The following is a 12,151-nucleotide window of genomic DNA, read 5'->3' as shown; positions in this document are numbered from 1 at the left end:
GTCTCCCCATTGATAAAATATTCCCATCCCGGGTCCGTATTATAACCATATGATTCCATAAATAAAATATTATTCTCCCCCCCCTTAACCGTCTATAGCCTGACCATTGTCAAAAAAGGAATTTCCTATACTATCCAGTTACTTATATTCTAAGGCTGTATCTGAAAATTTACCTCTTATTTTTTAGAAAGTGCGAACGTCCTCCTCTGGTCGATACCGGATACTGGATTTGAGATTCTTGTCCAGCATCCGGCATCATTTTAAAAGAACGCATCCGATTTCAAATATCTTGGCCAGGTACTTAGTGTGTCGCTAAATAGTCAATGCAGAATTTCCACACTTGATTACCCGGCAGACCTTTCGCCTTCGTTCCCTCAACATATTTTTCGAAAAGAGGCTTCACCTTTGCCCTTGTCCGTTCCTCCTCCTCCTTTGAAACTTTCACGACAACCATTCCGCGCTTAGCCGCAAAGGCTTCCCCCTCCTTGTCCATTTCAAAATGAACCTTTCCGAATTTTGGGATATACTCATCGTTGACTTTCTCGATTATCTCCTGAATGTCCTTGGAAAGGGAATTCCATTTCTGTTTGTTCATGGCCATCCAGCATGTGGTTGCATTGGCCATGCCTGGGTCCCGAAGATCATACTGGACTACCTCGCCGATCCCGAAAATCTTGAGGCAGTCCTGTTGTTCTAAGACGCCATCAACGAGTCCCCTTTTGATCCCATCGTACGTCTCGGCGATTGGTATGGTAACCGGAATCCCGCCTAAGATCTCCACGATTTTAGAACTTATTCCGCTGGATTTTATCCGCAGTCCCTTTAGTTCATTAAGGCTTGAAAGCTTTTTTTTGGTATGAATAGAGGTTGGCCCGGTCGCGTGCAAAAGCAGAAACTTCGCATCCTCGAATTCTTTCGGGTTGAACTTCTTGACCAGTGCGTTTGCGAGGCCGGTAGCCTGGATCGCGTCCCGGTATCCCAGGGGTAGATCTAAAATCTCGGTGAGCGGAAACCTGCCTGGACTATAGGCCAGGACGCCCGTGCCTATGTCAAAGCTGCCCCGCACCATACTATCATAAGCCTGCGCTACCGGAGTCAGAGTCTGTCCGGGATAAACCGTGATTTTAACTCTTCCACCTGTTCTTTTCTCGACGTCTCTGCACCACTCTTCATGTAGGGCCACATAGGCGCTGTTCGCAGGAAACCAACTGGCAAATCGCAATTTGGTTACCTTTTCCTGAGCTCCCGAAGTAGTTGACAGGAATGCCCCCACAAACCCAACCACGACCACCAAACAGAATCTTAGCTTTCCACTCATAATACCCTCCTTATCATTTTCAAATTGAATTATGGTGCGGGAAGGGGCTTTGCCCGGCCCCTTCTCTTTTATATAACTTACTGTCCTGCCGGACTCTTTCCTTTACAGCGATCCAACTCCTTATCCATAAAGGGCAGGGCTTTTTCTGCCGGGATCCTGGTGGATGGGCCGTAATAAGAGAAATTTTTATACCAGTAATAGGGGGCGATATTGAAAGAGACCTTCTGCTGTTCGGGCGGTACGAATTCGATGATCAGCAAATCGGAGATGGCCTTGTGGTCACAGGCCCGCATCTTATAGACTTTCCCGGTTATATCCTGAAAACTATCGTTTTCCCAGACCTTGATGATCTTTTCCGGATCCGTACTCCCGGCCCGCTCGATGACGCTTAAGAGCCAATAATACTGGGAGGCCCAATAACCCACGGCTCCGATCGGATATTCGAAAATGGGCGTGTTATAAGGAGCCTTCCACTTATTCTTCCACAACTCGTTCCAGATCTTATAGAATTTGATCTGATCCGGTGTTTTCAACCAGGGGCCTTCCGTTTCGAAGGCGTTCAGGACCGTTAATCCTTTTGAACCCTCCACGCCGACATCGGCAAGGAAGTTGGCCTCGTCGAGGAATAAGTGGGCGAATGGCTGTTTGATCCCCATTTGCCGGGCCTGTTTGACTAAGTTGGCTGCATCCGGGATCCAGTCCCCGGTATAGATCACCTCGGCCCCGGAGGCCTTGATTTTGGTCAGGTAAGGGGCAAAATCGGTCAGAAACAGCTTGTGGTAATCCTCGCCGACAATCTCGGCTCCGGGATAATATTCCTTCAACCCATGTTTGAACCCGGCGGCCATGGAATGGCCGAACATGTAATCCTGGCAGAGGATATAAAATTTTTTCTCTTTTTTCCGGACCTGTCCATAATAATAGGCAAAGGCCCGACCGATCTGCTCGGTCGAGTAAGTGGACATGAAGGCATAACGGCTGAAGTTCTGGGCATCCATGAGGTCATCGGTCACCGCTGTGAAATTCTGGGCGATGACCTTATATCTATTGGCCGTCTCGTTAATGATTTTCATTAGATGGCTGCCGTTGGTGCCCAACAGGACATGGACCTTTTCCTGGAGGACCATCCGCTCACAGATCTTCTTGGTCTGATCCGGTTTGGACATGTGATCGGCTTTGATGACCTGAACCAGCTTTTTTTTGCCGTCCACCATCAGGCCTCCCCGCTTGTTGATGTCATGGGCCACCCAGATGGCGGAAAGATAAAACATCTGTCCCACGAAGGCCGCCGGCCCGGAAAAAGAGGCCACCATGGCGATCTTGATGGTGTCCCCACCGGTTACCGCCGGGTTGTTGGGGTCGAAGTCGGACATGTCCCCCATTTTGCCGACCTCGAATTTGGCATTCGCCGCCAGGGCCTTGGATGACCCGAAGGCCACCAGGGATAAAAGGAAAAACAGACAACCAACCAGCAAAAATCCTTTACCAACCTTTTTCATCGTAATCCTCCTTTATATTTTTTAACATTGTATTTGGAATTTGTATTGTCCGTTGTCAAGTTTTTTCAATTCGGACCTTCGTCCTTTTTTCTTCCTTGACATTTTGGGGGGACCAGGATAAAAAAGTTTTTTAAATACCGGCTGGCTGGTCTATTTGGGCCATAGTTTAGTTCGAAAATAGGGTTCGGAGTTTAGAATTCGGAGTTCGGAGTAAACCATTTTCATGATTCGTGGTGACCCAATGGGTCATGAGGGTTTAGTCCGGAAATAAAGTTTCAGGTTGCAAGTATGAAAAACTTCATAACGGCGATGGACGAAGAAAATAATATAAAGATGGAAGGGGATAATGGACAGTGGCGTTTTTAATCATTGATAAGAGTAAGTGCAAAAAAGACGGCCTCTGTGCCGGGGAATGCCCTGGGGGCCTGATCAAGCTCCAGGAGGACACCGGCTATCCCGCGATCATTCCAGGCGGCGTCAGGGGCTGTAACCTATGTGGACATTGCGTGGCCGTATGTCCCCACGGCGCACTGACCCATTCGGACATTCCGGCAGAAGATTGCCCGGGCATTAAGCCGGAACTCAGCATTAATGAAGAACAGGCCGTACAATTCCTGCGGTCCCGCCGTTCTATCCGAGTCTATCAAGACAAGCCCGTAGAAAAGGAGAAAATTACAAGACTCATCGAGACAGCCCGCTACGCCCCCACTGGCGGAAACGGCCAACGGATAGAATGGTTCGTTCTGACGGATAAGACCAGGATGCATTCATTGGCCGGCCGGACGGTGGACTCCATTCGTCAGGCTATTGAAGCGAATCCCCAAGTCCTGATCCGACAGCCCTATTTGCCATTGGTTGTCAAGGCCTGGGAGGCGGGGATTGATTCCATACTCCGGGGTGCCCCGGCCCTGGTGGTGGCCTCTGCTCCCAAGGAAGCGCCGGACGGCCTGGTCGATTTGAGCCTGGCCCTTTCTTATCTGGATCTGATGGCCCCGACGATGGGTCTGGGCACGTGCTGGGCCGGATTGCTTCAACATGCCCTCCTTTCCGCACCCTCCCTGAAAGAATTCCTGGGTATGCCGGTGGAGCATCCCCATTTTTATCCCATGATGCTGGGATACCCAAAGGCAAAATATTATCAGCTTCCCGGACGAAAACCGCCCAAGATCACCTTTTTCCCTTGACAGAATCTTAAGACGAAAATAGCATTCAGGGATCAGGTTTCAGGGGGCGGGGGTCGGCAAAATCTATTTTCTAAAAATTAATATAAAAAATCAAAAGAATACCGGCAGGTTGCTGGATTGTCGGTTTGGACTGAAATGGTGAGAGATCCAAGGCCTGAATTAGATAAATATGAAAGGTTTACCGAAAAAGGGCAGAAAAAAATTAATGAAATCTGCCGGGCGGCCGCTATGGTTTTTTATGAAAAAGGCTATCTCTCCGCTACGCTGGCTGATGTAGCCCAGGCCGCCGGCCTGACCAAAGGGGCTATATTTCATTATTTTTCCACCAAAGAAGAACTCCTTTTTTTAGTCTTATACCGATATACGGAGAGTACTCTGGGTGAATTAATGGTAAGGCTTAATGCATTCAGTGACCCTCAAGAACGGATATATGAGTATATTTATCTTTTTATCATGACCTATAAAAAAAGGCAGTTTGAATCCCGTCTGGCACTCAATGAAGTGGTGAATCTTCCTGAAAAATATCTGAATATTATCAAGGAGAAGCAAAGGGAATTCGTAAAGATTTTGCGATCGCTCATTGAGGATCTGTTGGAAAAAAAGGAAAGAAAGCCCGGATTGATTACCTTCCTCACCTATTCATTACTGGGCATGTGTACCTGGCCTTACCGGTGGTTCAATCTGGACGGGAAATCGTCTCCCGAGGAGTTAGCCCAGGTTATTTTTAAGATATTTATGGGACGACTGAAATTTCTTGAACCAGGGGGGGATCGGGGTTTTTCCCATAAGGTCAAGAAATTAAAGAAATAACCTGAAGTAAGAAAAATTTCTCAAAAAAACATACCGGCTGGCTGGTTACTTATGAAAGAATAGGGCAAAGGGTTAGAGTTCGGAGTTCGGAGTTCGGAGAAAGTCCTTTGCATGTTTCGCGGGTGCCCCGCAGGGCATGAGGGGTTAATTTAATAGTATAGGAATTTTCATTTTGGACGCAGATTTCCAGGATTAGTTCGAAAATAAAGTTTCAAGTTGCAAGATGCAAGTCGCAGATTTTCGCTTTGAGCTTATTTCTTGAACCTGCGGGCATCGGCGAAAATCAGCGTCTGAATTTGAAAGGGGGATAACGATGATGACCCAGCATAAACTAAAAGATCGTACGGCTCTGATTACCGGCGGCAGCCGGGGAATCGGTAAAGCCATTGCCAAAGGTTTTGCCGGAGAAGGCGCTAATATTTTTCTCTCCGCCCGGGGGGAAGGCCCACTTCAACAGGTTTCAGAAGAAATCCGGGAAATGGGCGTTAAGGTGGCCACCTCTGCAGCCGATGTTTCCGATCAGAAGTCCGTACAAGAAATGGTTCGGCTGGCCTTGAAGGCCTTTGGCCGGATTGATATTCTCGTTAACAATGCCGGTGCTTATATCCCCCGGCGTTTTATGGAGTACTTCCTGGAAGAATTTGATCAGGTCATCAAGACCAACTTATATGGCGTTTTCCATGTCACCCAGGCGGTGCTTTCGGTCATGATCAATCAAAAAAAAGGAAAAATCATCAATATTGCCTCTACTGCCGGTAAATGGGGATCTAAAAATCAAAGTGCCTACAATGCCTCCAAGCACGGTGTGGTGGGGTTGACCCGATGCCTGGCCCTGGAAATGGCGCCTTTTAATATTAATGTTAACGCCATCTGTCCGGCCCTGGTAGAAGAAACAGGCATGACCGGCCCTTTGATGGACTATATTTCCCAGGTTTCAGGAATGTCCAAAGAAGAGGTACGCAAAGACGGCATGTCCCGTGTCCCTATAGGCAGATTTATAAAACCGGAAGAAGTCGCCGCATTGGCCATTTACCTGGCCTCTGATGAATCGGATGGTATGACCGCCCAGTCCCTGTCGCTCTGCGGCGGGTATTTGATGATTTAGTACGAAAATAGGGGCCAGGGATCGGGGGTCTGTGGTCAGTTGAAGAAAATGTTTCAAGAATGAAAAACGGGAACAGGGGACTGGGGTCGAAGAAAAAATCTTTCAGGCTTCATGGGAGATCCGTAATTCCCGATCCCTGAACCCAGACCCCTGATCCCAGACCCCCGAACCTATCCAAGTTGGTAAGGAGAAAAGTATGGAACCGGAACGACCCTATTGGAATATGGCGATAGAACCCCTTCTTAACACGCCGCAGATGGCGCCAATCCAATTGGAAAAGCTAAAGAAACAGTTATCCAGGCTCAAGGCCCGGGCGCCCTATTACGCCAGGATGATGGAGAAAAACAAGCTGGAGCCTGAAAGGCTGAGCGGATTTGATGAATTCAAAGATAAAATGGAACTCTTCACCAAGGCCACCTGGCGGCAATTAGTTGATGAATGTAATGGCGATATACTGAAGGCCATCGATCAGCGGATAGCTGTTTCGGTGGATGAACTAGACTGGATGGCCACCACCACCGGGACGACCGGGGTGCCAACACCTTACCCGATGACCAACCGGGATCTTCAGGCATTCTGGGGAGAATTTGAGGCCCGGGGTGCCTGGCGGGCGGGCGTTCGTCCCCACGACCGCATTCTTCACTGTTTCGCTCTCTCGATGGTCGTTGCCGGAGTCACGGCCGCTATTGGATTTCAGAAGATAGGCTCCCTGATGCTGCCCGTGGGGGCGGAGGCCAAAAGCGAGCGGATCTTGCTGACCCAGAATCTTTTCCACGGAACGGTTTATGTGGGTACGCCGTCGTTGGCCGAGTATTTGATCGAGCAGACCCCCAAGCTGATCCACAAAGAGGTAGGGGATCTGGGCCTGAAGATACTTCTGTGCGGGGGAGAGCCCGGGGCCGGGATTCCCGAGATAAGGTCCAGGATCGAAAAAGCTTATAAGGCTAAACTTTATGACATGGGCGGGGGGTTAGGGTTTTCCTGCGATCATGAGGAATACCAGGGGATGCACTGGCTGGTGGATGATCTCTGTTATTTCGAACTGGTCGACCCTGATACCAAAGCACCTGTTCCCCTGGAGGATGGGGCCCGGGGTGAGGCCGTTTATACCACTCTCGAGAACGACGGCTGGGTCTGGGTCAGGGAGAGCCCGGGCGATATCATGCAGATTTTCACCGAGCCCTGCCCCTGCGGCCGCACCGGGTTCCGGTACAAGATCATCGGCCGCGTCGATGATATGTTGAAGGTCAAGGGGGTCATGGTCTATCCGAGTCACCTCAAGGCCGTGATCAACGTATTCGTGCCGCGGGTAACGGGGGAGATGCGGATTGTCCTGAATGAACCCTTGCCACGGGTCGTCCCGCCGCTTAAACTCCGGGTGGAGCATGCCGGAGGAATAACCGGTGCCGAGTTGGAGGTGTTGGAGAAAGAGATCCTGGATACGATGCGCAAGCGCCTCAAGATCAACCCCCAGATTCTTTGGGCCGAACCGGGCAGCCTGGAACGCAGCCACTATAAAGGCAAGATTTTTGAAAAGCTTTATGAAAAAAAATGAATTTTTTTTTTGGTCATTTTTTTTCTTGACAGCCTCTAAAGGGGAATGTTATAGATAAGCCAAAACATACCGGCTGGCTGGTAAGTTATAAGAGGGTATGAAGACCGTGAAGGATCGAGTGCCTGAATTAGAAAAATTTGAAGCCTTTACCGAGAAAGGCCAGAAAAAAATTGCCGAGATCTGTCAATCGGCCGCCCGGGTTTTCTATGAAAAAGGATTTTTGTCCGCCACTTTAGCCGATATCGCCTCAGTGGTAGGCCTGACCAAAGGGGCTATATTTCATTATTTTTCCACCAAGGAAGAGCTGCTTTTTCTGATCCTTTATCGCTATTATGAATATGCGCTCAGCCATATGAAAAAAGAACTTCAATCCCATCAATCCCCCCGCGACAGGATATTCATCTATATTAGAATCTTTATTATGGGCTATAAAGACCGGCAAATCGAATCCCGCCTGGCCATGAACGAACGGATCCATCTTCCCCAAAATTATCTGGGGGTCATCAAGGAAAAAGAACGGGAATTTGTCGACATCCTGCGAGCTTTGGTTGCGGATCTCCTGGGGAAAAAAGGAAAAAACCCAACGCAAATTACCTTACTGACCTATTCGCTGTTAGGCATGGTCACCTGGCCTTATCGCTGGTTTGATCCCAATGGGAAATCATCCCCCGAGGATCTGGCCCGGACCATATATAAAATTTTCATCGGCGATCTAAATATTTTTACCCCTCCGTTCAATCGAAAAGTTTCCTGATCTATATATGACAACAATAGAGCGATTTTGAAGTGCAGGTTTAAAAAGATGAGATCAAAATATACCGGCTGGCTGGTTTATAATTTGAGATCAAAGGCCAAAGGGTCTTTAGCTTTCCGGGGGCAGAACCCTTTATCTCCACAAACGGCTCAGGGGACCTGCTTCTGATAACCGATGACCAATAACCTCGTAAGAGGTCAGGAAAAATGACTTTAGTTCGAAAATAGAGTTCGAGTTCAACCATCAATTGCGCTATTTTCATGATTCGCGGTGTCACGCCACTATCGTGGCATGACGATTTAACACGAGTTCATTATAGTCGTTTCTGCTTTCGGCCGCAGAACGGTATGTGGAAAGGTTTATAGAGATGGAAGTTTATCCAGCGTATTTACGGACTTTGGGACAGATCCTGGAGGAAAAAGCCGCTACCTGCGGTGATCAGATCTTTCTGCAATACGAAGAGGCCCAATCGATCACCTATCGGGAGGTGAATGAGACCGCCAACCGTATTGCTAACGGACTGATCCGGCTTGGTGTAGAGAAAGGCGACAAGGTTGCCCTTTTTCTGCCCAACTCTTTGGAATGTCTCTATCTCTGGTTCGGCGTATCCAAGGCCGGGGCCATCGATGTTCCCATCAATCTGGCCAATAAAGGCACCTTCCTCTCCCACCAGATCAGCGATTCCGAGGCCAGGGTTCTCATTATCGAGCGAGGGCTCATAGACCGTCTCAAGCTGGTTGAGCAGGACCTGCCCAAGCTGGAAAAATTGGTGGTCTGGTCGAAAACCACCGGAAGCGATAAAATGCCCGATCTTCGGTTCGATTGGGTGGATTATGATGACTTTATCTCCGGCTCTTCGGAAACGCCCCCAATCGAGATTAAACCCTCGGATATTCAAACCATCATTTATACCTCGGGAACGACCGGGGCCGCCAAGGGCGTCATGGACCCTCATACCAAGATAGCCCATTCCGCCCTGGAATATATCGAGGCCATCAGGGCCACGGCCGGGGATGTCTTTTTTACCTGTCTCCCCCTTTTCCATGCTAACGCCAGGATTTTGTGCATTTACCCCACCCTGTTATTAGGCGCTAAGGTCGTTATATACGAAAAATTCAGCGCCACGAAATTCTGGGACCAGATCAGAAAAGCCGGGGCCACGGTCTTTAATTCCCTGGGGGCCATGGCCCATTTCATCTATAACCAGCCCCGGAAGGAAGACGATGGAGAAAATCCGGTAAGGGTCTGCGCCGCCTTTCCCATGCCGGCACCCATTTTCGAGGATTTTCAAAAGAGGTACAATCTGAAAGTCACCGAGGGCTATGGTTTGACGGAGGTAGCTATCATCACCTACGATCCTTATGACCAACCCAGGAAGGGGTCCTGCGGTAAGGAGACCGGGAGTTTCGAGGTCCGGATTGTCGATGAAAATGATTTCCCGGTTCCGGCCGGCCAGGTGGGGGAGATCGTCGCCAGGGGGCGAATGCCCTGGATCACCTCCCGGGGTTACTGGAAAAACCCTGAAAAAACCGTGGAGCTTATGAAGAACCATTTTTATCATACCGGGGACGGCGGGTATCTGGATGAAGAAGGCTATCTTTTTTTCATGGACCGGATGAAGGATTATATTCGCAGGAGAGGAGAGAATATCTCCTCCTTCGAGATTGAAAGGGTGATTAACGCTCATCCCCTGGTGGTGGAATCGGCTGCGGTCTCCGTCAAGTCGGAACTCTCTGAAGATGAAGTCAAGATCACCGTGGTGTTGGAAAAGGGTGCGGAGTTAATTCCGGTAGAATTGTTGGCCTATTGCGAAGAACGGATGCCCTATTTTGCCGTTCCCCGGTATGTGGAGTTTGCGGAGAGTCTTCCCAAAACCCCTAATGAAAAGATACAAAAGAATAAGCTCCGAGAGGCCGGCATTACGGCACATACCTGGGACAGGGAGAAGGCCGGGTATAAAGTGAAGAGAGTCTAAGGAGGATACGATGATGGATGGAATCCCGGTGAGGGAAAACCTGTTTGATACTATTGATGGCGGGAGGCTACTGGCCAACCGCTGTGGGGCCTGCGGAAGGATCTATTTTCCAAAAGCGCCCTTTTGTTTCGATTGTTTGGGAAAAAATATGGAAGAGGTGATCTTAAGCCGCCGTGGCCGGCTTTATGCCTATACCATCGGACGTATGGCCTCCACCCACTTTAAGCCGCCTTATGCGGTGGGGCTCATCGATCTGCCTGAGGGGGTGCGGATCTTCGCTCCCCTGATGTGGGCCGAGGATGAATCTTATAAAATCGGTATGGAGATGGAGGTTTTTATCGACAAGCTGTGGAAGGATGACGATAAGCAGGTCATGGGGTATAAGTTCAAACCCGTATAACACGAAAACACGGTTCAAGGTTCACGGTTCAAGGTTCAAGGTTCGGAGTAATCCATTTTCATAGTTCGTGACACACCAAAAGAGCGCAAGAGGTTAGCTTAAAATACGCATTCCGAAAGCGGAATTCAGCGATATAAAGAGGAGGATTTGATGAGGGAAGTAGCAGTGATAGGCATAGGGCAGAGTGCATTCGGAAAGTTTCCCGGGAGAGCAGCGGCCGATCTGGGCGCTGAAGCCGTCCGGGCGGCTGTGGAGGATTGCGGTATTTCCCCTAAGGCCATTCAGGTGGCCTACTGTGCCAGGGCCTATGATGCCAACTGTACCGGCCAGGGCATACTGAAAGAAGTGGGAGTCAGAAATATAGAGATCATCAACGTGGAAAACGCCTGCGCCGGCGGGGCGACCTCATTCAGGGGGGTCTGGAAGGAGATCGCCGACGGGCGCTATGATGTGGGTATCGCCATAGGCGTGGAGTCCATGACCACCAGTCCCATAGCCGGAAGGCTCATCCCGCCGGAAAAAACAGATCTCGATGGCCATCTTGGGTTGACCATGCCCGGCATGTTCGCCATGGTAGCCAGAAGGCAGATGGAAGCCGGGGCTACGGCCGAAGATTTCGCCCAGGTTTCGGTTAAAAATCATCATAACGGGTGCCTCAACCCCCAGGCCCAGTATAAGAAAGAGTTTACGGTGGAAGAGATCCTCGGTTCCCGTATGATCTGTGACCCGATTACCCTGCTTATGTGCTGTCCGAATACGGATGGGGCGGCGGCGGCCATCCTTTGTTCTATGGAAGTGGCCAGAAGATACACGACGCAACCCATACGGGTTCTGGCCTCGGCCCTATGTTCCGCCGATTATAAATACACCCAGGATGACATTTGCGCCTCCCCGGTGGGCGTCAAAGTGGCCAAGATGGCTTATGAGATGGCCGGGGTTGATCCAAAAGACATCGACCTCGTTGAAATGCATGACGCCTTCGCCAACGAAGAGATCCTGCGTTATGAAGACCTTATGCTCTGCAAACCGGGAGAAGGGATAGATCTGCTCCGTTCCGGTGCGACGGCCATAGGCGGCCGGATTCCGGTGAATCCGAGCGGCGGTCTTCTGGCCCTCGGGCATCCTTTGAGCGCCTCCGGGGTCCGCACGGTCTGCGAGGTGGTCCTTCATCTCCGGGGACAGGCCGGGGAGCGGCAGACGCCGAAGGCCAAGGTCGGCCTGGCCCAGATGTTGGGAGGCCTGGTGACCAACCTGGAACACGGGGCGGTGGCCGGTATTCATATATTGGCTCGATAGGTTCTCCTGCGCTCTTCTCCTCGGCGGGGGAAGGAATGGGTGGGGCAAACCATTAAGTATGAAAATATCGAATATCGAATAATGAATGTCGAAGTAAGGTTGGTTTTGAACCCGTAACCCGTAACTCGTAACTCGTAACCTGCAACTATTTCTAAGGGGTGTGGGATGATTAAAAAATTTAATCATGTCGGGATCGCCGTTAAGGAACTGGAGAAGGCCATTGACTTCTTCGAAAAAACTTATGGCGCCAAACTC

The 12,151-nt window shown here is 49.9% G+C and carries 11 protein-coding genes; 9 read left to right on the top strand and 2 right to left on the bottom strand.

The features are described from left to right. Positions 1 to 301 precede the first annotated feature (301 nt). Together HY879_19535 and HY879_19530 are read right to left on the bottom strand one after the other, a co-directional pair. Complete coding sequence (locus tag HY879_19535; GenBank protein ID MBI5605529.1) at positions 302 to 1,318, bottom strand: TRAP transporter substrate-binding protein; 1,017 nt, start codon at positions 1,316 to 1,318, stop codon at positions 302 to 304. Between the two features lie 77 nt (positions 1,319 to 1,395). Beyond that, entirely contained in the window at positions 1,396 to 2,817 is a 1,422-nt protein-coding gene (locus HY879_19530) for an ABC transporter substrate-binding protein (protein MBI5605528.1), read from the bottom strand. Positions 2,818 to 3,170: 353 nt separating this feature from the next. Between HY879_19530 and HY879_19525 the strand changes: the two genes are divergently transcribed. The 9 genes from HY879_19525 to HY879_19485 all read left to right on the top strand — a co-directional run. Further along, on the top strand, positions 3,171 to 4,001 hold the full coding sequence (locus tag HY879_19525) for a nitroreductase family protein (GenBank protein MBI5605527.1): 831 nt from the start codon (positions 3,171 to 3,173) through the stop codon (positions 3,999 to 4,001). A 117-nt stretch (positions 4,002 to 4,118) separates the two neighbouring features. Next, positions 4,119 to 4,811: a TetR/AcrR family transcriptional regulator gene (locus tag HY879_19520; protein ID MBI5605526.1), complete on the top strand. Its 693-nt coding sequence runs from the start codon at positions 4,119 to 4,121 to the stop codon at positions 4,809 to 4,811. 313 nt (positions 4,812 to 5,124) lie between these two features. After that, entirely contained in the window at positions 5,125 to 5,916 is a 792-nt protein-coding gene (locus HY879_19515) for a 3-oxoacyl-ACP reductase FabG (GenBank protein ID MBI5605525.1), read from the top strand. Between the two features lie 196 nt (positions 5,917 to 6,112). Next, positions 6,113 to 7,471: a phenylacetate--CoA ligase family protein gene (locus HY879_19510; protein MBI5605524.1), complete on the top strand. Its 1,359-nt coding sequence runs from the start codon at positions 6,113 to 6,115 to the stop codon at positions 7,469 to 7,471. 97 nt (positions 7,472 to 7,568) lie between these two features. Next, complete coding sequence (locus tag HY879_19505) at positions 7,569 to 8,225, top strand: TetR/AcrR family transcriptional regulator (GenBank protein MBI5605523.1); 657 nt, start codon at positions 7,569 to 7,571, stop codon at positions 8,223 to 8,225. Between the two features lie 367 nt (positions 8,226 to 8,592). Then, complete coding sequence (locus HY879_19500; protein ID MBI5605522.1) at positions 8,593 to 10,200, top strand: AMP-binding protein; 1,608 nt, start codon at positions 8,593 to 8,595, stop codon at positions 10,198 to 10,200. Between the two features lie 10 nt (positions 10,201 to 10,210). Beyond that, positions 10,211 to 10,600: a Zn-ribbon domain-containing OB-fold protein gene (locus HY879_19495; GenBank protein MBI5605521.1), complete on the top strand. Its 390-nt coding sequence runs from the start codon at positions 10,211 to 10,213 to the stop codon at positions 10,598 to 10,600. Between the two features lie 150 nt (positions 10,601 to 10,750). Beyond that, positions 10,751 to 11,896, top strand: coding sequence for a thiolase family protein (locus tag HY879_19490; protein MBI5605520.1), 1,146 nt, complete (start codon positions 10,751 to 10,753; stop codon positions 11,894 to 11,896). Between the two features lie 165 nt (positions 11,897 to 12,061). Further along, positions 12,062 to 12,151 (top strand): methylmalonyl-CoA epimerase (locus HY879_19485; protein MBI5605519.1); only part of this gene is annotated, 90 nt, incomplete at its 3' end.

The sequence above is a fragment of the Deltaproteobacteria bacterium genome, assembly GCA_016219225.1.
In the GTDB taxonomy this organism is placed as follows: Bacteria; Desulfobacterota; RBG-13-43-22; order RBG-13-43-22; family RBG-13-43-22; genus RBG-13-43-22.
The sequence above is the reverse complement of the archived record's forward strand: the minus strand, read 5'-3'. Positions and strand labels throughout refer to the sequence as shown.